The organism is Acinetobacter sp. ANC_7654, assembly GCF_056779855.1.
The window spans coordinates 101,105-124,455 of record NZ_JBWYIR010000008.1 but is presented as its reverse complement, the minus strand read 5'-3'; the positions used below and the strand labels follow the sequence as shown (position 1 = coordinate 124,455).

21 protein-coding genes and 2 pseudogenes are annotated in these 23,351 nt (G+C 40.3%); 10 read left to right on the top strand and 13 right to left on the bottom strand.

All coding sequences use genetic code 11. The features are described from left to right. Positions 1-95 precede the first annotated feature (95 nt). The 4 genes from lptF to AC1M86_RS10115 all read left to right on the top strand — a co-directional run bounded on the left by lptF (position 96) and on the right by AC1M86_RS10115 (position 5,130). Entirely contained in the window at positions 96-1,196 is a 1,101-nt protein-coding gene (lptF, locus tag AC1M86_RS10130; protein ID WP_481607879.1) for an LPS export ABC transporter permease LptF, read from the top strand. Next, positions 1,196-2,266 carry an LPS export ABC transporter permease LptG gene (gene lptG / locus AC1M86_RS10125; RefSeq protein WP_035263894.1) on the top strand — a complete coding sequence of 357 codons (1,071 nt, stop codon included), beginning with the start codon at positions 1,196-1,198 and terminating at the stop codon, positions 2,264-2,266. The genes lptF and lptG overlap by 1 nt, the downstream gene beginning before the upstream one ends. Before the next feature lie 123 nt (positions 2,267-2,389). After that, positions 2,390-3,934 (top strand): 2,3-bisphosphoglycerate-independent phosphoglycerate mutase, encoded by a 1,545-nt coding sequence (gene gpmI / locus AC1M86_RS10120; RefSeq protein WP_092767340.1) that lies wholly within the window; start codon positions 2,390-2,392, stop codon positions 3,932-3,934. Between the two features lie 20 nt (positions 3,935-3,954). Beyond that, positions 3,955-5,130 carry a S41 family peptidase gene (locus AC1M86_RS10115; RefSeq protein WP_228143113.1) on the top strand — a complete coding sequence of 392 codons (1,176 nt, stop codon included), beginning with the start codon at positions 3,955-3,957 and terminating at the stop codon, positions 5,128-5,130. Positions 5,131-5,158: 28 nt separating this feature from the next. Here AC1M86_RS10115 and AC1M86_RS10110 read toward each other — a convergent pair. From AC1M86_RS10110 to gacA, 4 genes and pseudogenes are all read right to left on the bottom strand, one after another. Continuing rightward, a pseudogene (locus tag AC1M86_RS10110) lies at positions 5,159-5,338 on the bottom strand (helix-turn-helix domain-containing protein); the annotation flags it as partial. A 107-nt stretch (positions 5,339-5,445) separates the two neighbouring features. After that, a pseudogene (locus AC1M86_RS10105) lies at positions 5,446-6,574 on the bottom strand (sigma-54-dependent transcriptional regulator); the annotation flags it as partial. A 17-nt stretch (positions 6,575-6,591) separates the two neighbouring features. Continuing rightward, complete coding sequence (locus tag AC1M86_RS10100) at positions 6,592-8,163, bottom strand: sensor histidine kinase (protein WP_481607878.1); 1,572 nt, start codon at positions 8,161-8,163, stop codon at positions 6,592-6,594. Positions 8,164-8,181: 18 nt separating this feature from the next. Beyond that, a complete protein-coding gene (gene gacA, locus AC1M86_RS10095; protein WP_092767334.1) occupies positions 8,182-8,817 on the bottom strand; it encodes a response regulator transcription factor GacA in 636 nt (211 codons plus the stop codon). 217 nt (positions 8,818-9,034) lie between these two features. On the opposite strand from gacA, the gene AC1M86_RS10090 reads away from it, so the two are divergent. Beyond that, on the top strand, positions 9,035-10,096 hold the full coding sequence (locus AC1M86_RS10090; RefSeq protein WP_143047408.1) for a serine hydrolase: 1,062 nt from the start codon (positions 9,035-9,037) through the stop codon (positions 10,094-10,096). Between the two features lie 48 nt (positions 10,097-10,144). Here the strand turns inward: AC1M86_RS10090 and thrC are convergent, their stop codons facing one another. The 4 genes from thrC to xerD all read right to left on the bottom strand — a co-directional run bounded on the left by thrC (position 10,145) and on the right by xerD (position 14,616). Next, a complete protein-coding gene (thrC, locus tag AC1M86_RS10085) occupies positions 10,145-11,284 on the bottom strand; it encodes a threonine synthase (protein WP_092767330.1) in 1,140 nt (379 codons plus the stop codon). 60 nt (positions 11,285-11,344) lie between these two features. Next, complete coding sequence (locus AC1M86_RS10080) at positions 11,345-12,649, bottom strand: homoserine dehydrogenase (RefSeq protein ID WP_035263907.1); 1,305 nt, start codon at positions 12,647-12,649, stop codon at positions 11,345-11,347. 124 nt (positions 12,650-12,773) lie between these two features. After that, positions 12,774-13,589, bottom strand: coding sequence for a DsbC family protein (locus AC1M86_RS10075; protein WP_481607877.1), 816 nt, complete (start codon positions 13,587-13,589; stop codon positions 12,774-12,776). Between the two features lie 109 nt (positions 13,590-13,698). After that, positions 13,699-14,616, bottom strand: coding sequence for a site-specific tyrosine recombinase XerD (gene xerD, locus AC1M86_RS10070; RefSeq protein WP_481607876.1), 918 nt, complete (start codon positions 14,614-14,616; stop codon positions 13,699-13,701). Positions 14,617-14,786: 170 nt separating this feature from the next. Between xerD and AC1M86_RS10065 the strand changes: the two genes are divergently transcribed. From AC1M86_RS10065 to ftsW, 5 genes are all read left to right on the top strand, one after another. Next, on the top strand, positions 14,787-15,038 hold the full coding sequence (locus AC1M86_RS10065) for a FeoA family protein (RefSeq protein ID WP_481591514.1): 252 nt from the start codon (positions 14,787-14,789) through the stop codon (positions 15,036-15,038). Beyond that, positions 15,035-16,891 (top strand): ferrous iron transporter B, encoded by a 1,857-nt coding sequence (feoB, locus tag AC1M86_RS10060; RefSeq protein ID WP_481607875.1) that lies wholly within the window; start codon positions 15,035-15,037, stop codon positions 16,889-16,891. The genes AC1M86_RS10065 and feoB overlap by 4 nt, the downstream gene beginning before the upstream one ends. 24 nt (positions 16,892-16,915) lie before the next feature. Beyond that, positions 16,916-17,164 (top strand): DUF6587 family protein, encoded by a 249-nt coding sequence (locus tag AC1M86_RS10055; RefSeq protein ID WP_481607874.1) that lies wholly within the window; start codon positions 16,916-16,918, stop codon positions 17,162-17,164. A gap of 150 nt (positions 17,165-17,314) precedes the next feature. Continuing rightward, the gene (murD, locus tag AC1M86_RS10050) at positions 17,315-18,670 is read left to right on the top strand and encodes a UDP-N-acetylmuramoyl-L-alanine--D-glutamate ligase (RefSeq protein ID WP_481607873.1); all 1,356 of its coding nucleotides are present in this window, start codon (positions 17,315-17,317) and stop codon (positions 18,668-18,670) included. A 10-nt stretch (positions 18,671-18,680) separates the two neighbouring features. Continuing rightward, positions 18,681-19,877, top strand: a complete 1,197-nt coding sequence (gene ftsW, locus AC1M86_RS10045) for a putative lipid II flippase FtsW (RefSeq protein WP_035263915.1) — start codon at positions 18,681-18,683, stop codon at positions 19,875-19,877. A 16-nt stretch (positions 19,878-19,893) separates the two neighbouring features. On the opposite strand, the gene AC1M86_RS10040 is transcribed toward ftsW, so the two are convergent. From AC1M86_RS10040 to AC1M86_RS10020, 5 genes are all read right to left on the bottom strand, one after another. Next, positions 19,894-20,148: a zinc-ribbon domain-containing protein gene (locus AC1M86_RS10040; RefSeq protein ID WP_035263916.1), complete on the bottom strand. Its 255-nt coding sequence runs from the start codon at positions 20,146-20,148 to the stop codon at positions 19,894-19,896. 79 nt (positions 20,149-20,227) lie between these two features. Beyond that, positions 20,228-21,091 carry a tRNA glutamyl-Q(34) synthetase GluQRS gene (gene gluQRS, locus AC1M86_RS10035; protein ID WP_481607872.1) on the bottom strand — a complete coding sequence of 288 codons (864 nt, stop codon included), beginning with the start codon at positions 21,089-21,091 and terminating at the stop codon, positions 20,228-20,230. Positions 21,092-21,150: 59 nt separating this feature from the next. Beyond that, positions 21,151-21,672, bottom strand: coding sequence for an RNA polymerase-binding protein DksA (dksA, locus tag AC1M86_RS10030; protein ID WP_035263919.1), 522 nt, complete (start codon positions 21,670-21,672; stop codon positions 21,151-21,153). Positions 21,673-21,878: 206 nt separating this feature from the next. Beyond that, the gene (gene cpdA / locus AC1M86_RS10025) at positions 21,879-22,685 is read right to left on the bottom strand and encodes a 3',5'-cyclic-AMP phosphodiesterase (protein ID WP_481590437.1); all 807 of its coding nucleotides are present in this window, start codon (positions 22,683-22,685) and stop codon (positions 21,879-21,881) included. Positions 22,686-22,688: 3 nt separating this feature from the next. Next, positions 22,689-23,315 carry an NUDIX domain-containing protein gene (locus AC1M86_RS10020; protein ID WP_481607871.1) on the bottom strand — a complete coding sequence of 209 codons (627 nt, stop codon included), beginning with the start codon at positions 23,313-23,315 and terminating at the stop codon, positions 22,689-22,691. Positions 23,316-23,351 lie beyond the last annotated feature (36 nt).

Genomic DNA, 23,351 nt, shown 5'->3' with positions numbered 1-23,351 from the left:
AACACTACCAATGATAGAATTTCAATGAGGTTTTATATTTTTAACATTCGGGTAAACTAGCGCTAGCCGATTTAACCTAATTTTGGAAGATTACTTTGATTATAAGACGTTACCTCGTCAAACAAGTGGTATCTACCTCTGTGGTTGTGATTTCATTGCTTACACTCATCATGTTGGGTGGGCGTTTGATCAAGTATTTTGGCGTGGCAGCTCAGGGTCGAATGGATGCAAGTATTTTATTTAGCATCATTGGCTACCGTCTTCCAGAATTTTTGACATTGATCTTACCTTTAGGTTTTTTCATTGGTCTCATGTTGGTGTTTGGCCGACTGTATGTAGATCATGAAATGGCGGTTCTCAATGGCAGTGGTGTTAGTCGTAATCAATTGGCTCGTTTATTGGTACCTCTCACAGCCATTTATTTGGCCATTCAAACGGTATTAATGGTATGGATGTCTCCATGGGGTATACGTGAATTTGAAAAGCTTACGACGACCCAAGCGGTTCGATCAGGCTTTGATTTGGTACGTCCAAAAGAGTTTATTTCCTCAGGTCCTTATACCATTTATGCTGGTGCACTTTCGGAAGATCGTAAAAACTTAAAAGAAATTTTCTTCTATCAGCGTGCAGATAAGCCTGAAAAACCTGACATCATGATTTTAGCGAAAGAAGCGACACGTGTTGAAATGGTCGGTGAAACAGCGAGTGTTGTTGATTTAACCCAAGGTCGCCGTTACGAAATTTATCAAGATAGTCCGAAATATAGTCATACCGAGTTTGCTTCATATCGTTTGCGTCTTGAAAGTGATAAAGAGGCGAAATTCGAAAGTGGTGATGTAGAAGCGTTACCAATTTCGAAGTTGATTGAAACTCGTGAAGACCCTGTAGTTGCCAGTGAATTGGGCTGGAGAATATTTGTGCCATTTACATTGATTGTGGCATTGATGTTAGCAACGGCATTGTCTGAGGTTACTCCACGCCAAGGACGATATTTAAAATTATTTCCTGCACTCTTAATTTTTGCTAGTTTGATTGTGGCATTAATGGCGATTAAAACCAGAATTAGTAAAGATGAGATTGGTATTTGGGCTTATCCCGCTATCTTGATTGTTTATGCAGTGGGTGCAGCGATTTTCTCGCGTAAACAAAAACTAGCGCCTAAGTTAAAAAAACGAATTGAGCAGGTGAAATCATAATGTTGGCACGTCGAATTGTCGCAAAACATGTGACGAAAACCACAGCGCTGGCGATGTTGGGTGCTACAGCGATTTTATCAGCCCTTCAAATTCTTTTTACCTATATGGGTGAATTAGGCAGCCTGAAAGAAGGATATGGAGCTTGGCAAGCGCTTATTCATGTTCTATGGGCTTCACCGCAATATTTATATGAAATTTTACCTATTTCAGCATTGATTGGTGCAGTGCTCGGTTTGGGTTCAATGGCTTCAAATAGTGAGCTGATTGTCATGCGTGCTTCAGGGATTAGCCTGTGGCGTATTGTGGGTTGGGTCATGCGCTCAGCAATGCTCTTGGTATTGCTTTCATTTTTACTCAGTGAATATGTTATTCCTTACACCAACGAGAGGGCGGAAAGTATTAAAGACCGTCGTTCTGTTGCTGAGCTTGGCGAAGTCAAAGGGTATTGGACTCGAGAAGGTCAGCGTTTTATTTATATTGACTATGCAAATGCGCAAGGGCAGTTACGTCAAGTTGAGATGATGGACTTTGATCAAGATTATCGTCTGAAGTCAGTCTTGACTGCGAATCAAGGTCAATTTGTACAAAATGGACAATGGTCTTTAATTGAAGCCAGTCAGATGGATATTTTTCCTGAAGGCTATTCGAGACTGATTCAAACTCCTCAGCAGGATGTTGCTTTAGCGCTTCAACCTAAATATGTTCATATGGTGACGATTGATCCTGAAGATTTAGCTCCAAGTCAATTGATCAGTTTTATGCGCTATATGGATGAATATAGTCAAGTTCCTAAAACGTATTTACTTGCATTCTGGCAAAAAGTGGCTTCGCCATTTGCATTGTTGGCACTTGTACTGATTGCTTGCTCATTTATTTTTGGCCCTTTACGTCAACAATCCATGGGATTTCGTTTAGTAATTGCGTTATTTGTAGGGCTTGGTTTTTACTACCTACAAGACTTCTTAGGGTATGCGAGTTTGGTGTATTCACCATCTCCCGCTTGGTTTGTTTTTCTGCCAATTGTGCTTATCTTTGCGGTAGGTAGCTATTTGCTATATCGAGCGCGCTAGAGAATTTTTAAATTGAAAAATAGATGGTCTAGATCAATCAAAGCCATCGTGTTCAGATAGAGTCTTAATGAAAAATTCGTTAAGATACGTTGATTAATTTGTAAACAGAAAAGAGTGTATATCATGACGGATGCAACTGCTGGCAAAATCCCTCACGTTTTAGTCATTATGGATGGTGTGGGTCATCGTGAAGCGGTCGAAGATAATGCTTTTCTTGCAGCGAAAACACCTAATTTAACTGCAATGAAACAGAATCATCCACATGGTCTGATTTCAGGTTCAGGTGAAGATGTTGGTCTTCCAGATGGCCAAATGGGGAATTCAGAAGTTGGTCATATGAATCTTGGTGCTGGACGCGTGTTGTATCAAGATTTCACTCGTATTACCAAAGATATCCGTACTGGTGATTTCTACAAACATGAAGTATTGGTTGATGCTGTAGAAAAAGCAAAAGAAAATCAAAAAGCAGTACATATTTTTGGATTGTTGTCTGAAGGTGGTGTTCACTCTCATGAAGACCACATTGTTGCTATGGCAGAGTTGGCACTAAAAAAAGGTGCTCAAGTCTATTTACATGCTTTCTTAGATGGTCGTGATACTCCGCCAAAAAGTGCACAGCCGTCTTTAGAGAAATTAGATGCACTATTTGCCCAATATCCAGGTCAGGGTCGAATCGCAACGATGATCGGTCGCTATTTCGCAATGGATCGTGACAATCGTTGGGATCGTGTCGAACAAGCATATCGTTTATTAACAGAAGGTGAGGCTGTTCGCGTAGTTGAGTCTGCTGTGGAAGGTCTCGAACAAGCGTATGCTGCTGAAGAGTCAGATGAGTTTGTGAAAGCAACACGTATTGGGGATGTAGCCGCAGTACAAGATGGTGATGCTGTTGTTTTTATGAATTTCCGTGCAGATCGTGCTCGCGAATTGACAAAAGCATTTGTTGAACAAGGCTTCGATGGTTTCGAGCGTAAAGTTGTGCCTCAGCTTGCGAAATTTGTCATGTTAACGCGCTATCAAGCGACAATTAATGCGCCGGTGGCATATATGCCAGAACCGTTGGTCAATTCAATTGGTGAATACCTGTCTAATTTAGGTAAAACTCAATTACGTATCGCGGAAACTGAGAAATATGCCCATGTGACTTTCTTCTTCAGTGGTGGTCGTGAAGATGAGTATCCAGGTGAAAAACGTATTTTGATTCCATCACCAAATGTTGCAACCTATGATTTAAAACCAGAAATGAGTGCTTATGAAGTCACTGATGAGTTAGTGAATGCAATTAATTCAGGTGAATTTGACTTACTCGTTGTGAACTATGCAAATGGCGATATGGTTGGACATACAGGGGTATTCGATGCTGCCGTTAAAGCAGTAGAAGCAGTGGATGTCAGCTTAGGTCGTGTCTATGATGCAGTGATGGCGAAGAAAGGTCATATGTTGATCACTGCGGATCACGGTAATGTTGAACAAATGCAGGACTATGAAAGTGGTCAAGTCCATACTCAACATACAACTGAGCATGTGCCATTTATTTATGTAGGTCCAACTCAAGCAAAAATTGCAGAGGGTGGGGTGCTTGCAGACGTTGCACCGACATTATTGAATTTAATGCAGTTGCCTGTTCCTGCTGAAATGAAAGGTCGCAATTTAGTGACTTTAGTTTAAAAAATAAGAAGGAATTCAGTATGAATCCATTGTTATTCAAACTCATGTTAGGTCTAGCTTTAAGTTTGAATGGGGTTCATGCTTTCGCTGCTGGATCTAAGGGTCCAGCAGTTGATCCTTTAGAAGAAGACTGGTCATCAAACAGTTCAGAAGTTCCGATTGAATCTATACAGCAGTTTGTTCAGATTTACGGTACAGTAAAAGAAAACTATGTCACTGAAGTCACTGACGATCAGTTATTTTTACAAGCGATCCAAGGTTTGGTGAGTGGGCTAGATCGTTACTCTCGCTATTTATCTCCAGAAGATTATCGCCAACTCCTCAAATATACCGAGGAGGATTTAGCGAGTATCGATTTTGATCTTAGCTTTGATACCTCACGAGGTTTATGGCAGATCGAAAATTTAGATCCCGATAGTGACTCGGCAAAATTAGGATTGGCCAACGGCGTTACACTTTACAAAATTGATGGACAAGAGCTTAGATTGTTAAACCAAGATCAAGTCAAAGACTTGCTCAGCGGCTCGATTGGATCAACCATCAGTTTACAAAGATCACCGAACTCATCTCCAATTATTTTAGTGAGAAATCAAAAACTAGATGTTGCCGATATACAAGCACATATGCTGAGTAATCAAGTTTTACTATTAAAGGTGAAAGTTTTTCAGCAAGATACTGCGAATGAAATAAAACGTTATATCGATGAGCATCATAGCCAACAACTCAAAGCTGTTTTAATAGATCTAAGAAATAATCCGGGTGGATTATTATCTTCTGCTGTGGAAACGGCAGATTTATTTTTAAATCAGGGTTTGATTGTATCTACACGTAGCCGTTCAGAAGGTGATCAACAATTCCAAGCTTTACCTGGACATGAATTTACAGGGCTTAAAGTCGGAGTATTGATTAATCAACGTTCGGCTTCTGCAGCAGAAGTATTTACGGCAGCAATGAAAGATCATCAACGCGCCGTAATCATTGGTGAAAAGAGTTATGGTAAAGGTGTTGTGCAAAAACTCTTTCCACTTGAAAATGGTGCGGCACTACAAATGACAGTATCTCATTACTTAACACCCAATGGCGTCGAGATTGATGGGCAAGGCATAGCCCCTAATATCGAATATCCTTGGCCGCAGGATATGAAGGAGGAGGTTTACCTCCAACACGCAGCCGATTTGTTGTTAAGAAGCCGTTAAATATCATCAATATCGGGGTGATGCTAAGTTATTCATCTTCAGTATCTAAACCAAATTTTTTTAAACGATATCGTAATGAGCGGAATGTCATTCCTAATTTTTTGGCGGCTAGGGTTCTGTTCCAATGCGTTGAGTTTAACGCATTAATTAAAACTTCTTTTTCTACTTTCTCAAGGTATTGTTCTAATCCCTCTTCGGGCAAACCTTTGGGTATTTGAGACGTTAAATCAGTAGTTGCTTCAATTTGACTATTTGGTTGTTGTGCTAAAGGTTGGGATGTTAAGCCTAATGAAGGGCTTTTAACATGCTCGACGGCTATGAGCTTATCATCGCAAAGTGTAAGTGCACGCTCGATGATATTTTTAAGTTCGCGTACATTCCCCGTAAATGGTTGTTGTTTAAGGAATTGTATCGCCTCTTGAGACAGTTGAGGGGCTTCAATACGCCATTCACTACTGATTTTATCAATAAAATGTTGAGCTAGAACAGGAATATCTTTGGGTCTATCGCGGAGTGGGGTAAGACGTAAATCCATCACATGAATTCTAAAAAATAGATCTTGTCTAAATTTGCCTTGTTGAACCAATTGCTCAAGATTTTGATGGCTTGCACTGACAATCCTAAAATCAACATCAAGCTCTTTATCACTGCCAATCGGACGTATTTTCTTTTCTTGAACTGCTCGTAGCAATTTAGCTTGCATGGCGAGTGAAAGCTCTGCAATTTCATCTAAAAATAATGTTCCACCATCAGCAGTTTGAATTAACCCTTGTTTGTCTTGGTCAGCACCCACAAAACTGCCTTTGATATGACCAAATAATTCACTTTCCATCAGGTCTTCATTCATCGCACCACAATTGATCGCGACAAAGGCATGATCATGACGATTACTGAGTTGATGAATAAGATTCGCAACGATTTCTTTACCAGTCCCTGATTCACCTGTAATAAAGACAGGTGCTTGTGATCGAGCTATTTTTTTGATTGCTGTACGAAGCTGTTGAGTTTGTTCTGAGACACCAATCAGCAGTTGTTCCTCAAGTGGAAGCTGATTGAGATCATTATCCACTGCAGGGGTATGTAATGCTTTCTTAAGCAATTGATGCAAATGCTGTTGATTAATAGGCTTACTGACGAAATCGAAAGCGCCTGCTTTTAAAGCAGAGATTGCCAGCTCCATATTGGCATAGGCGGTCAGTACCGCGATGGGCGTCTTCGGGTAGTGCTGGGTGACGTATTTAACTAAATCGATGCCATTGCCATCCGGTAAATTGAAATCGGTGATACACGCATCGTATTTATATTCGCTTAGAAAATGTAGCGCTTGTTTCAAATGATGTGCCATATGCGTTTTAATGCCCATCCGAGAAAGGGTCATTTGCATCAACATACATAAATCAGGTTCATCATCGACTAAAAGTACTAAAGGTTGTTGCTTTACCATAACCTGATCTTATCCATCTAAACGTCTGTCTTATGGCATGTAATACGAAAACATGCACCTTGCTGTTCTTGCTCGATATAACTCAATTTTGCTTGGTTAGCTTCACAAATACTTTGTGATAAATATAATCCTAAACCAGTTCCATTGGTTTCAGTACTAAAAAATGGTTGAAATAATTGAGATAAATCATGTTGTTGGATGCCTTTGCCAAAATCGATAACATCAATAAAAATTTGATTTTCTGAACAACTGCTTCTGACAAAAATGTACTCTGCGGTCGGATCATTATGACGAATAGCATTACGAATTAAATTAATCAGAACTTGTCGCAGTTGGATTTCATCAAAATAAACTTCAAGATTAGCTTCAAGCTGTAATTGAATATGAGAACTGATATCTGCTAAATCTTGGTGAATAAGATCATGCATAAACTGTTCAAAATGAATTAGTACACCAGCAGTTTTTTTATTCTTTGCCATATCCAATGTGTCTTTGACGATTTTATCAATACGCTTTGCTTGCTTGGCAATCATTTGATTGAGCATACGTTTTTGTTCTTCATCCGAATCATCATTAAGTTCATTAGCTTGTACGATTGCCGCTAAAGGATTACGTATTTCATGTGCAATGCTGGCTGATAATTGACCAAGAGAAGCTAATTTCATTTGTTGAACTTTCTGATTAAGCTTTTGCGCATCTTCCAAAATTAATAGCGTGAGCGCTTGTTGAGGTGTAACCAGTTTTTGAATACGAATATCAACCGTATAGGATGATTGATGCGATTCAAATTGAAAGCGCTCTCCATGAGCAACTAATGTGTTTTTGAGAATTTCATAGAGATCTGGTTGAAAATTTGCAAGATTATATTGTTCATGAGCATAGAGTGGCGAAATACCGAGTAGGGAACATGCAGCAGGATTGCAGACGATAATTTTACAGTGATCATCTAAGACCAGATAACCAACTTCGATTTGCTCAAGAATATAACGATTAATATTTTGTAATTTAAAGAGTTCGTTAGCTTGATGTGTATTGACCGATTCGAGTACTTGAAACCGTTGTATTGATACTTGACCAATGCCATGAACCACAAAAAATAAAAAGGCAAGAAAGGCACTGTCACCAATATTATTTAGACTTTCAATGGAGAACAAACTACCAAAAAACTGTTGATATACGATCCCAATCACCGCGACCAATGTGATGAATAAGGCTTGGTTTTTACTGAGTAAAAAATTTGCTGCAAAGACGGAAATGACAAACAATAACCCAATTGCGATATTGGGGCCACCGAGTGCAAAAGTAAGAGTATTTAGAAAGAGCAGGTCAACTGCAAATAAGGTGATAATTTGTTTAGAAATAGCTTGTGGTAAGTATTTTAAAACGATCGTTTGTATGATGCTGCTTGCAACATAAAGGAGTAAAGCGTAAAAATAGATTGATTCGTATTGATAAAAATAACGTTCAGAATCAATCGTCAGTAGGAATATGAGCGTTAAGCTTAGGGCGATAATGATACGATAACTTGAATATAGTGTTCCAAGACGGTAGATCGTTTGGTAAATAGAAATTGAAGCAGCAGACGTCATTGGAATACTCAGATCAAATTAAGGCTTAATCAAACCATAACGAATTGCCAAATGCGTCAGTTTGACATCACTATCGATTCCTAATTTTTCAAATATACGATAGCGGTAGGTATTCACTGTTTTTACGCTAACAAAGAGTTTGTCTGAAATTTCTTGGGCACTAATACAATTCACAACCATCATCGCGACTTGCATTTCACGTTCAGAAAGTGCGTCAAAAGGAGAGGTTTGTGTATCAGATAAATAAGAACTCGCAAGCTGTTCAGCAATATCTGCACTGAAGTATTTACCACCTTGCATGACTTTATTAATTGCACGCACCATTTCTGTGATCGGAGCTCCCTTCGTGATATAACCACGAGCCCCCGCTTTTAACAGTAGTGATGGATAGGGTTCTTCCGCTAGGCCACTGACGGCGAGAACTTTAGTGTCAGGTGCTGTTTGTAATAAACGGCGAGTGGTTTCTACGCCACCGATACCAGGCATATTCACATCGAGCAAGACGACATTAGGGTGGTGTTGACGAACAAGACTAATTGCTTCTTCACCGGACTCTGCTTGACCAATGACTTGAATATCTGCTTGATCTTCAAGCATACGACAAATACCTGTACGAACTAACTCATGGTCATCTACCACTAATACCGTGATCACAAACACCTCCTCTGAAATCTATTCTTACTTTTTTGTTACATGATGCAAAAATTGCTTGCATTGGACTAACAAAAATAGCAATGCTATTCCTAATCTTTACTAAAATACTGTGCATAATCACGTGGTTTAATATTAATCACGTTTGTACCTAAATGTAAGTCATATTTGAGGTGATTAGCAATGATGCAAAATGCCTCCGTAAGATGAGTAAGTTATCGTGAAAAAACAGAAATTAACGCTAATGCATGTGCTGACTACATCAGTACTACTCTCTATGAGCTCATTGAGCTTTGCAGAATTAATTAATCATGCTAATTCTGCACCGGGGCAGGCGAGCATCAGTTGGTCATCTGAAGATGCAAGCCAATTCTTAAATAATGATAGTCTCAAAGCTTCTACTTCCTCTTCAGAAGAGTATACACCTCAAGCAACAACCACGATTACAACAACAATTCGTAAATCTACAGGCCCTGCGACCTCAACATCACCAACCTCTCAGATTCTTGATAACAGTCGCTATAGTAATCAACCTTCTGTGAACGCGCGTGCAGCATTGGTCATGGATGCAAATACGGGTGAAGTCTTATTTAGTAAGAACACGAATACTGCTCTACCGATTGCGTCTGTTACAAAATTAATGACAGCTGTTGTGATCGCAGATGCACAATTAAATATGTCTGAAAATATTACGCTGCAAAGCATTGATTTTGCAGGTGCGGGTGGTAAAAACTCAAGCTCGACATTGCGTGTAGGTGACACAATGAATCGTGCTGAAGCCTTATTATTCGCTTTAATGAAATCTGAAAACCCTGCAGCTGCGGCTTTGGCTCGTACATATCCAGGAGGTCGTGCGGCTTTCGTCTCTGCTATGAATAATAAAGCACGTGCCTTAGGGATGCATTCATCTAAATTTACTGAGTCTACAGGTCTAGATCCTCGCAATGTTGCTTCTGCGCGGGACTTGGGCATCTTGGTGAGTACCGCATCACAGTACGGTCTTATTCGTCAATTTTCTACGACGCCAACCTATGATTTTAACCTCGGTTATCGTGTGTTGAAATCGAACAATACGAACTCTCTCGTTCGTAACGGTGGCTGGAATATTAACATTTCAAAGACGGGATTTATTAATGAGGCTGGGCGCTGTGTGGTGATGCATACGACTTTGAATAATCGTCCAGCTGTAGTTGTGCTTTTAGGAGCAAGCAATACTCAAGCTCGTAATGATGATGCTGTTCGCTTAATGCGTTGGACCAGTCAGTTACCACGTGCGATCTAGACCATAAATAAAAAACCCTGCAGATGCAGGGTTTTTTATGATGCAATCTTACATATTAGACAAAATTGAATCGCGTACTTGATCCATCGTTGCATCAATTGAAAGCATGACTGCATCAGAACACTGTTTGATAGCAGTATCAGGATCTTTAAGACCATTACCAGTTACAGTACAAACAATGACTGAACCTTCAGCAATTTTACCCGCTTTAATATCGCGGATTGCACCACCAATCGAAGCTGCAGAAGCAGGCTCAACAAATACACCTTCATACATAGAAAGCAAACGTTGAGCTTCTAAGATTTCAGCATCTGTTAATTCATCAAACCATCCTTGAGAGTCACGTACTACCGCTTTCGCATGGTTCCAGCTTTGTGGGTTACCAATACGGATTGCTGTTGCAACAGTTTCAGGGTTTTGAACAGGTGCACCACGTAAGAATGGTGCTGCACCAGAAGCTTGATAGCCAACCATCGTCGGTAAACCTTCAGGTTTAGGACCAGTGAATTGATCAGTTTCAGCATCATAAATTACTTGCTCAAATTGATCCGCAGGTTGGTTTGCAACAGCTTCTGTATAACCCATCCAGTGTGCAGTGATGTTACCTGCGTTGCCTACTGGTAAGCAGTGATAGTCAGGTGCACGACCTAATTCATCAACGATTTCGTATGCAATCGTTTTTTGGCCTTGTAAACGGTAAGGGTTGATTGAGTTTACGATAGTTACAGGGGCTTGGTCAGCAACTTCTTTAACAAGGCGCATACCGTCATCGAAGTTACCACGAATTTGCATTGTGATCGCACCATACATCATTGCTTGAGCCATTTTACCCATTGCAATTTTGCCTTCTGGAATTAAAACGAATGCTTTAATACCAGCGCGAGCAGCATAAGCGGCAGCGGCAGCAGAGGTATTACCTGTAGATGCACAGATAATCGCTTTAGAGCCTTCTTCAACCGCTTTAGTGACTGCCATGGTCATACCACGGTCTTTAAATGAACCAGTCGGGTTTAAGCCTTCGTACTTCACATAAATTTCAACATTTTTGCCAATTAAACGTGGAATATTCGCAAGCTTAATCAGTGGTGTATTACCTTCGCCTAGGGAGATTGCACGAGTAGTTGCAGACACTGGTAAACGGTCGCGATAACGGTCAACTAAACCAGTGTAACGATTGGCATTAGACATGATGATGTTCCAATTGTGTGTAGAGCTGGAGAGGGCAGCAGTACCCTCTACCCGAGATGATTAATTATCAAGCGATTCTAAACGAATTCGTACAATTTCGCCATGGATGACGGGTAATGCTTGAATTTGTGAAAGCGCTTCATCCATTTTTGATTCAACAATAGGATCTGTCAGAATCACGATAGGAATAAGGTCTTTTAAGCGAGGTTGCTGCATAATGGCATCAATACTGATTCCTGCACGACTCAAGATCGTAGTAACTTCAGCAAGTACGCCTGTTTGATCTTCAGCATTAATGCGGATGTAGTAACCCGTTGTCATTTCTTCACGACTTAGAATTGGTAAGTCTGTGAGTGCTTCAAATGCTAATTGTGGAATAGTTCCAGCACCGTCTTCAGTATAAGAAATGTCACGAACGATATCGACAACGTCAGCGACTACGGCAGAAGCAGTTGGACCAGCACCAGCACCAGCACCATAATATAAAGTTGGGCCGACTGCGTTCGCTTGTACGAGAACAGCATTTTTAACGCCGTTTACATTTGCGATCAACTGGTCATCTGGAATGAGCGTTGGGTGAACACGTAGTTCAATGCCTTTTTCTGCACGACGTGCAATACCTAAATGCTTAATACGGAAGCCAAGATCTTCGGCGTACTTCACATCTTGAGCAGTAACTTTGCCAATTCCTTCAGTAAAAACTTTATCAAATTGAAGTGGAATACCAAATGCACAAGATGCAAGAATGGTTAACTTGTGAGCAGCATCAATCCCTTCTACATCAAAGGTTGGATCTGCTTCAGCATAGCCAAGTTCTTGCGCTTCTTTCAGAACGTCCGCAAAAGCACGTCCTTTTTCACGCATTTCACTTAGGATAAAGTTGCCTGTACCATTAATGATGCCTGCAAGCCATTCGATTTTATTGGCAGCTAAGCCTTCACGAATTACTTTGATAATTGGAATACCGCCAGCAACAGCTGCTTCATAGGCGATCTGCACAGCATTGTCTTCAGCAAGTTTAAATAATTCGTTACCATGTTCAGCTAAAAGCGCCTTATTGGCAGTGACAACTTGTTTGCCATGAACAATTGCTTCTTTGATGACTTCATAAGCAGGGTGAATACCACCCATGACTTCAACAACAACATCAACATCAGGTTGACGAACGATATCAAGAAGGTCGGCACTTTGTTTAACTGAGTCTGGAAGATTTAAATCTGGGCGAGGGCGACGAGTACCCACATAAGTAATTTGAATTTCACGACCGGTGCGACGTCTAATTTCAGCAGCGTTTTCTTGTAATAGTTTAAGGGCACCACCACCTACGGTTCCTAGACCGAGTATTGCCAGACGAACTGGTTTCACGTCACACTCCAAAAAATATGTAAAATTTTATTGAACCTAGATCATAGCTAAAAAAAGAGGCAGACTCTAGGGTCAATCGAGTTAAATATTGATGTATAAAAAGCAGTAATTTATCTCATAAATATTAGTTATTTAAGCTACGTAGTATTTCATCTGCTGTCATGTATCCACCAAGATAAACACCTTCTGAGCTGTAAATTGCAGGCGTTCCATTTACACCCATTTTTAAACCCATTTGGTACTGATCTTTAACAGGATTTTCACAGTTGGTATTGTCCAATTGTTGACCTGCAATAGCTTGATCAAATGCAGTTTTACGATCTTTACTACACCAGACACTTTCCATTGCTGGGAAATACTGTTCTCCACGTGGCCACGCGATATAACGAACTTCAATTCCTTTAGAATTGATTTCATCCATATGTTCATGCAATTTATGGCAGTAAGGGCAGCTGATATCTGTAAAAACGTAAACGATATGTTTGGTTTTAGATTTAGCTGGATAAATAATGAGATCTTCAGCTTTTAACTGGCTTAGTAACCCTTTACTCCATGCCGACTGGAAGGATTGTCCAATATCTTCAACTTTTTTATTACCTAAACGTAGTAAATCACCTTGGAAAATATATTGACCATCTGCAGTAGTGTATACCGCAGTCATACCCTCTAAATTGACCCAGTAAAGATTTGGTACTTCGGTTGGTTTAATGTCGATAATTTTGGCATTGATATTGGCAGTTTTAAAATTTTTCTCTAACTTTTGAATCAAGCGTTGTTGCGCATTTCGCTCAGTTAAATTTGATGCTTGGCCCGTTGCTGGTGCAGTTGCCGTTAAAGTACCATCAGATTTTTGCGTGTCTTCAGACTTGGAGCATGCATACATAAAAAGCGTCGTTGCAAGGGTAGAAACGAATAAAATTTTCGAACGGGTAAATAACATAAACAACCCTTTTAAAGTTTTCAGCATTATTTTTACTGCGCTAAGCATAACAAAAAATATTCTCAAATCGTAAATTATAGCTCAGTGCTACAAAATTCAGATCGATGACTTAGCCACGGGGATGATGCTGAGCATGAAGTTGTTGCATGCGAATTTGTGCAACATGCGTATAAATTTGGGTTGTCGATAAATCACTGTGCCCTAAGAGCATTTGTACCACTCGGAGATCTGCACCATGATTGAGCAGGTGAGTTGCAAAAGCATGTCTTAATGTATGGGGGGATAGCTCTGTAGCTATACCTGCTTGGAGGGCATAACGTTTGATGGCATACCAAAAGTTTTGACGGCTCATAATCCCGCCATGTTGGGTCAGGAATAAGTAATCTGTAGCACTTTTATGGAGTTGGGGGCGAGCTTCTGCTAAGTATTTTTCAATCCATTCCACAGCAATTTGCCCCAAAGGAACTAAACGCTCTTTATTTCCTTTGCCCAAAATTCGCAAAAAACCCTGATTGAGATTGATGTGATCTATTCTTAAATTAATCAGTTCGCTCACGCGTAAACCACAAGCATAAAGGACTTCAAACATCGTGCGATCACGCAAGCCTAACGCTGTGTTTGTATCTGGTGCTTGAATGAGTGATTCAACATCTTGCTCAGATAAATCTTTAGGTAACGCTCGTCCTAACTTGGGTGTTTTATGTGCGGCTATAGGATTATCTGTTCTTAAATTTTGCTCTCTTAAAAATTTATAGAAAGACCGAAGTGCCGATAAAGTGCGAGCAATTGATCGAGGACTTTTCCCTTGTTTGGTGAGCTCAATCAGTACATCTGAAATATCATCATGTGACCATAAGGTCATGGGGCTGGTTAACAGAGTACTGCATTGGACTAAATCTGTGAGATAAGCATTTCGGGTGTGCGGACTAACAGACTGAGCGATTAAATAATCCCGAAATCCGTATAAGAACGAAAGTTGTTCTGGAATTTGAATGGGGGTAGGAATTCGAGGTTTCTTATTAATCATATGGATATTCGATTGAGAAATTCGATTGATTTAATTGAGATTATCTAATGTAGTGTAATTTTCTATGCATGTCGATGTGTTATAAGAAGATGCGAATCATTCTTGATGAGAGTGCGGTAATAATTCTCATTTGTATGTATACTGTTCAAAATTTTTTAGGGTTAGGTACGGTGCGTTTATCTGATTTGAAAGTCAAACAATCTGCCATCATTACGCAAGTGCATCGCACTGTAGATGGTACTTCTACAGATATGGTGGCAAGTCGTTTAGAAACGCTAGGATTTGTTGCCGGAACTAAAGTACAAGTCATTACGAAAGGACTGTTTGGTGGCGAACCAATTCTCATTCAAGTGGGTTTTACTCGCTTTGCCTTAAGAAAAAATGAAGCAGAAAAAATTGAAATAGAAGGAGTGTCGGCATGAGCGATGCGTTGCGTGTTGCCCTTGTTGGTAATCCTAACTGTGGTAAAACTTCATTATTCAATCATTTGACTGGAACACGCCAAAAAGTAGGTAACTATGCAGGTGTAACCGTTGAGCGAAAAATTGGTCATTTCACGCTAAACTCAGGTAAAGCGGTTCGTGTTTTAGACTTGCCAGGAACGTATAGTTTAGACGCAACTAGTCCAGATGAAGAAATCACCCGTGATGTTGTTTATGGGAAAATTGCGGAAGAAGGTCGTCAAGATGCATTTTTATGCGTTGTAGATGCAACCAATCTTAAGTTGCACCTTGGTTTAGTTTTGGAGTTGATCCAATTGGGTCGTCCAATGCTACTCGTGCTTAACATGATGGATGAAGCTCGTCGTCGTGGAATGCAAATCAATACCCAGAAGCTTTCTGAGCGCTTAGGCATTCCAGTTGTAGAAACGGTTGCTGTACGTCGCTCAGGTATTGAAAACCTGATGAATGCGCTAGATCATGGCAAATATGCTGTTCCTCAAACTGAGCTGACAGGTTTGAAAGGATCTGATCACGACAAAGTTGAAGCGATTGTCAAAGATGCCGTTCAATTTGTTGAATTTGATGATAAACGTTCAGTTTTTCTCGATAAAATCTTTCTGCACCCTGTATTTGGTCTATTCAGTTTAGCGGTGATGATGTTCGTCATTTTCCAAGCAGTTTTTGCTTGGGCGGCACCCTTCATGGATGGTATTGAGACGTTCTTTGGCTGGTTGGGTGAAGTTGTTGGCGAGAATATTGCCCATCCATTACTCAATAGTTTAGTGGTTGATGGAATTATCGCGGGTGCTGGTGGTGTAGTTGTCTTTTTGCCTCAGATTCTCATCTTATTCTTCTTTATCTTGGTGCTTGAAGAATCAGGTTATTTACCCCGAGCGGCATTCTTACTTGATAAGTTGATGTATAAAGCAGGTCTTTCGGGACGTGCATTTATTCCATTACTGTCGAGTTTTGCGTGTGCAATTCCTGGAATCATGGCATCAAGGACTATTAGTGATCCAAGAGACCGTTTGACCACGATCTTTGTTGCACCATTGATGACTTGTTCAGCTCGTTTACCCGTTTATGCGTTGTTGATTGCAGCTTTTGTGCCTTCTCAAACGGTTTGGGGACTATTTAACCTTCAAGGTTTAGTGCTGTTCGGTCTATATATGGCAGGGATTGTGAGTGCACTGATCGTATCGTTTGTGTTGAAGTTTTTTCAAAAAGATAAATCTCAACATATGCTATTGATGGAACTTCCAAGCTATCGTTTTCCAGATTTGAAAAATGTGTGGATTGGTTTACTTGATCGAGCAAAAATCTTTTTAAAGCGAGTCGGTGGAATCATCTTTGCGCTTTCTATTTTATTATGGTTCTTGTGCACATTCCCACAACCACCTGAGGGTGCAACATTACCTGCGATTGATTATTCATTTGCGGGGATGTTAGGTCATTTGATGCAACCAATCTTTGCGCCATTAGGCTTTAATTGGCAGATTTGTATTGCCTTAATTCCAGCCATGGCTGCGCGTGAAGTTGTCGTTGCTGCTTTAGGCACGGTGTATGCTTTGTCTGCTGTTGATGAGGATGCGATGTCGGAAGGTTTGGCATCACTGATTAGTAGTGGTGGGGATTTGGGCTGGTCTTTAGCAACAGGATTATCACTTTTGGTCTGGTTCATTTATGCACCACATTGTTTAGCGACATTAGCGACAGTGAAACGCGAAACAGGTTCTTGGAAGACAGTTGGCTTTATGACCGTCTATTTATTTGGTTTAGCATACTTTATGTCGTTCTTGACCTATCAAGTCGCGACCAGCGTGTTAGCTTAAATCTGAAGAGTTGAGGAGACTGAGATGATTGAAATTCTAATTATTACGGCATTGGTCCTTTGGAGTTCATTGGTCGTATTCAAAAAGGTTTTTCCACAGACGTCAAATTCAGTCTTTATGAAACTGTCAGATGCCACGGAAAGAAAAGGGTGGAAGGCACTATCAAAGTGGCTTAAACCCAAAATGACTGCTGGTTGTGGCGGAAATTGCGCTTGTCCTGTTTCAGACAAGGAAACACCCAAGTTAAACCCTCAAGCTGTGAAATGGAAGTAGTTTACTTCAATAAAAGAACCGCCTAAATTGGCGGTTTTTTTACGCATGGACACAAAATAATGTCAAGATTATGAAATCAAAAAAAGCATTCAAAGCAGCAAAGTGCTAACATTTCGGCAGTTTCTAATTAGACTAAAATATGGGGCAGAAATGTTAATACAGCGTGGTGGATTAAAAGTTGTCGCAGGACTCGGAATTTCGGGTGTTGCTGCGGTAAATTTTCTACATGAAAAAGGCTATCACGTTGCAGTAACAGATTCGAGGACCTCTCCACCTGGACATGATCAAATTCCACCTGAAGTCCAAACTAGCTTTGGGAAATTTGACGAAGAAATGTTGTTGTCTGCTGAGGAAATTATTATCAGTCCAGGGCTTGATCCTAAACTGCCAGTGATTCAAACAGCACTTGCACAAGGCATTCCTGTTGTCAGTGAAATTCAAATTTTACGACGTGCGACTGAAAAGCCTATTGTTGCAATAACAGGTTCTAATGCAAAAAGCACAGTGACCACCTTGATCGGCTTAATGGCGAAATATGCAGGCAAAAAAGTCGCTGTAGGGGGGAATTTAGGACGTCCAGCCTTAGATTTAACCAAAGATGATCCAGAGCTATATATCTTAGAACTATCCAGTTTCCAATTAGAAACTACATCGAACTTAAATGCTGAAGTTGCTGTCGTCTTAAATATGAGCGAAGACCATCTCGATCGTCATGGCGATATGATGGGATATCACACTGCCAAACATCGTATTTTTCAAGGTGTCAAGAAAGTGGTCTTCAATCGGGATGACTCTTTGACACGTCCTTTAGTACCTGATGCAACGCCAATGCAGAGTTTTGGGCTCAATGCACCAGATATGAATCAGTATGGTGTACTCAGAGATACTGATGGTACGCTGTGGCTAGCAAGGGGGCGTGAACGTTTATTGAAAAGTTCTGAGATGTATATTCAAGGGACACACAATGTCGCAAATGCACTTGCGTGTTTAGCTTTAGGTGAAGCGATAGGTCTACCATTAGAGGTTATGCTGGAAACTTTGAAAACCTTCAAGGGGTTGGAACATCGCTGCGAATTTGTTAAAGAAGTGCAAGGTGTTCGTTATTATAACGACTCAAAAGGTACAAATATTGGGGCAACCTTAGCAGCATTAGACGGCTTAGGTGCGGCGATCGCAGTACAGAAAGCTAAAGTTGCCATCATTTTAGGTGGTCAAGGTAAAGGGCAAGATTTTACTGCTTTAAGAAAATCATTAACGGAATTTGCAAAACTCGCGGTACTCATTGGTGAAGATGCGCCAGTGATTGAACAAGCAATTCAAGGCACAACCACAATTCTTCACGCTACGTCATTGGAAGAAGCAGTAAAATTATGCCAAGCAAATACACAGCAACATGATGTGGTATTGCTTTCGCCAGCATGTGCAAGTTTTGATATGTTTACAGGCTATCCACAACGCGGACATCAATTTGTTGCTTGTGTGAATGCGCTGCACGAAGAACAATAAGGACGAAGATATGGCTGAGTCGGCTCAGACAACGATTGATAAAGTGAATAAAATTTACCAACGTTGGTTACCACGTATTCCAAGTGAAATTACATCAAGGAATGTTCTAATTTTTTGTGTGATTGCACTGCTCTGTATTGGAACGGTGATGGTTGGTTCAGCTTCTATGCCTTACGCAGAAAGATTGCATGAAAATCCATTCCACTATGTCATCCGCCATGCCATATCCATCGTGGTTGCGTTTGTCGCAGCAATTTTGGTTTATCGTGTTTCGTTAAATACCTGGTTTAATAACACATTTCCGTTATGGATGATGACTATGGCATTGCTTGTCGCGGTGTTATTAGTCGGTTCGGAAGTGAACGGTTCGACGCGTTGGATTCGAATCGCAGGATTTACCTTCCAGCCTACTGAAGCTGCGAAAGTGATGATGGCTATTTTTACTGCAGATTATGTTGTCCGTCGGGCAGAAGAAGTGCGGAATAATGTGAAAGGGCTAGCAAGATTAGCAACAGTAATGCTATGTACAGTTGGTTTGATTATTGCTGAACCTGACTTAGGTGCAACGGTAGTGGTTGCCTTAACGATGTTAGGGGTGTTCTTTCTTGCAGGTGCGCCACTAATCCAGTTTGGTATTGCATTGGGTGCCATTATCATGGCATTTGTAGTGCTGGTTGTGTTCGAGCCTTATCGTTTCGAGCGTTTAATGTCTTTTACCAATCCATGGGCAGATCCTTTAGGTTCTGGTTATCAGCTTTCAAATGCGCTTATGGCCTTTGGACGTGGTGAATGGTTAGGGGTAGGCTTAGGCCATAGTATTCAAAAAATGTCTTATCTACCCGAGGCTCATACGGACTTTATGTTGGCTATTTTGGCAGAAGAGTTCGGTTTCATGGGCATTACGGTTGTTCTCGCACTGTCATTTCTTATGGTGGGTGCGTGTATTCGAATTGGGCATCGTGCCATTCAACATCAATTCTTGAGAGCGGGTTATTTGGCTTACGGGATTAGCATTATTTTTGTTCTGCAAATTATGGTAAATGCTGGTATGAATATGGGGCTGCTCCCAACAAAAGGTTTAACTTTACCATTTATTAGTTATGGTGGTTCATCTCTGATTATGTGTGCTGTCATGGTCAGTTTAATGCTGAAAATTGAAGCAACAACCCAAGAAAAGAATCAGGCTAAGGAAGTATCTAGCTTTTAAAATACACGATTGTATCTTAAGCATTCAAATCTGATGATGGTGGGGTACTATTTTGCTGCAACACCATTGTTGGCATATGTGTGCCACAGTTTAAACAGGTGACTTGACCAGATTTGGGTTTTGATAGTGGAATCAATGGAATAAAAAATAAAGAAAAATAATTGCGTTGTTGTTTAATTTCATAATTGCTATATGTACGACAGACTGGGCATAGAAATTGCCCCTTTTCCGTTTTGATGGTTTTAGGTCCTACCCCAAAAATAAAAAACATAATGAATTCCTGATTAATCTATCTAAATGGAATTCAAAAACATTTTCAGCTGAATAACAAGCATGATTCTGTATGGACACTATTCAAAAACACCTTGTATGGTGGTGCTAACTGGAATTTTCTTACGATCCCATTGTTGAATTGCCTGTAGAAGCATGCGATTTGGTTGATCTAGATCAACGGGATCTTGTCCTAATGCGTGAATAGCTTTGTTCAAGAGTTGGGGGGCTTGGGTGAGATCAAGCGCTACAGCTAAATTTTGCTTAGAAAGCTTTGTGCCATCTTTATTCATTGCTAGGGGCAAATGCATATACTGAAGTTCAGGGTAGCCCAATAATCGCCCTAACCAAATTTGTCGTTCAGTATTATCCAGCAAATCAGCACCACGCACAACATGAGTCATTCCTTGTAGATAATCATCCACAACCACGGCGAGCTGATAATTAATAATACCGTCGCGACGTTTAAGAACAAAATCTCCTAATTCATTGGTCAAATTCGAGCAATGCTGACCTTGTAAAAGATCCTCAAAACAAATCAACTCGTTTGATGTTTTAACCCGAATGGCTTGTTGATCGTGTGGTAGTTTTAAATCGCGGCAAGTACCGCTATAGATATGATTAGAGCCTAAGATTTTTCGTGTACATTGGCAGGCATAGGTGAGGTTACGTTGCTGAAGATCGTTTAAGACAGATTCATAGATGTTTAAACGGTCTTTTTGAAAGATAATTTCGTCATCAAACTCGAAACCGAAAGCTTCAATACATGACAAGATATGTTCTTCACTACCAGGATATATGCGAGGGATGTCTGTATCTTCAATTCGTACAACCCATTTGCCTGCATGAGATCTTGCTTCACAATAGCTTGCAACAGCTGTAATGAGTGATCCAAAATGAAGAGGGCCGGTTGGCGATGGCGCAAACCGACCCACATAAGCCATCCTGTTGTCCCCCTCCTTTATCAAAGGAGGGATTAGGGAAGGATTATTAAATAACATGATTAACCGTTATTTTGTTTCTCTTTAATTTCAGCTAAAGTTTTGCAATCAATGCAAAGCGTCGCTGTTGGACGAGCCTCTAAACGACGTAAGCCAATTTCGATCCCACAGGTTTCACAGAAACCATAGTCATCATTTTTGATTGCTTCGATAGATTGTTCAATTTTGCGAATTAACTTGCGTTCACGGTCACGAGTACGAAGCTCAATCGCAAACTCTTCTTCTTGCGTTGCACGGTCATTTACATCAGGCAATGCAGTATTTTCATCTTGCATTGTATTTAATGTTCGATCCACTTCTGACATTAACTCGTCTTTCCATGCCAATAAAATTTGACGGAAATGCTCAAGTTGACCTTCAGACATGTATTCTTCATTTTTTTTCGGCTGATAAGGCTCGATGCCAAATAGACTCGCTGTAGTACCGCCTTCGGAAGTCTTTGGCTTGGTCTTACGCACGCGTTTTACTTTTTCAGCAACTACGTTGTTTTCTTCCAAGACTTGATTTTGGTTGTCATTCGCCATAAAGGGCATTCCTCATCATATGCGTGTTTGCGTACGCAAAAAATATGGTGATATGCAAGTGTTTTTATCGCTTCCGATAGATTGTTGCTATCGGGGGCGTCATCATATAGATTTTTTATCAAAGATGAAAGCTATGAATATCTGTTTTGGACTGTTCAGATTCCATTCGGACAGATAACTTAATCCAAAACACTTTAAAAGAAAAGCTAATAACCTGAAATTTCTTTATTAATATTTTGCGCGAAATTTTGTAGGCGATGAACACGTGTTTCAAAGCTACCGTCAGTTTTCAGTAGTAGGCTGCGATAGCCTGGTGCAAGGTCATCAAAGGCAAAATCTTCAGTCTTTGGTTTAAACTGAACGGAGGTGGAGGGCGTTGATAAAAATTGAATATTTTTCCAAACATTCAACGAATCTTGGTGCACATGTCCAAAGATCACTGCTTGAATGTGTTGATACTCTGCCATGATCTGGGTCAATTGATCTGAATTTTTTAAGATGTGTCGATCAATCCACTTGGACTTCATTTCAAGTGGGTGATGATGACACGCCAAAATGACAGGGTGCTGCTGTGTTTCCTGAAGAATCATTGATAAATGATTCAATTGTTCTGCTTTAATCCAACCATCTACTTTGTGGGGCACAGCACTATTTAATAGGACGATTTTCCACGTTTCGAAAGTTAACACGGCCGGTATAGGATCAGGCGCTGCAAAAGGAAAATATTCGGCATCATCATGATTCCCTGGAATTTGATAAAACGGAATATTCAAATTTTTCATGAAACTCAAATATCGCTGATAAGTTGCCTCATGTGGTACCTGTGCCAAGTCACCTGTATGAATAATCGCATCAATGTCTTGATAGCGATTTAAAATATCATTGATCACTGCATGAAAACTTTGTTCAGGATTTATCTGAACAAACGGCGTGTCAGGATGATCCATGAGATGAGTATCGGTAATTTGGATAATGAGCTGATCATTTTTATTCTGTTTGATTAAAGGCGTCATAAATTACCTCAGCGCTATAGAGGTAGTGGCAATGTGCTGTTTGAGCCATTGCAGAGCCATGATGACAGGTGCATTACACAATCGTTTGGATGCCAATAATGGTTCAAGATCTGAATAAGCTAAGATATGCAGTTGGATATTCTCACCTTCATCTGGCATACCATGAATACCGCCTTGCTCAGGAAGATCTGCTTCTGCAACATACAAATGAAAAACTTCATCGCACGCACCAGCAGAAGGGTAGAAGGTAAATAAATGTGCCAGATTACGAATTTCACAACCAGATTCTTCTAAACTCTCACGCTGAATGCATGTTTCAGGTGATTCATCGCCATCTAATACGCCTGCAATGATTTCTAGTTGCCATGGGGAGATAGGATCATCGATTGCACCAATTCGGAATTGTTCAATCAGTGCAAAGCGCTTGAGTGCATCATTGTAGATGAGTACACCAGCAGCTTCTTTTCGATGCACTAATTCACGATGAATTGTTGGGGTATAAGTATTCTCACCAAATAAACGATGTGTGATGCTCACTTTCTCTATACGAATGAATCCTTGATAAAGGGATTCGCGAGAATGGACCTTAAAATCTTTATTATTGTAGGTGGCTTTTTCAAGAATTTTCATTCGTATACGTTAGGACAAAAATTTATTTCATCCTAA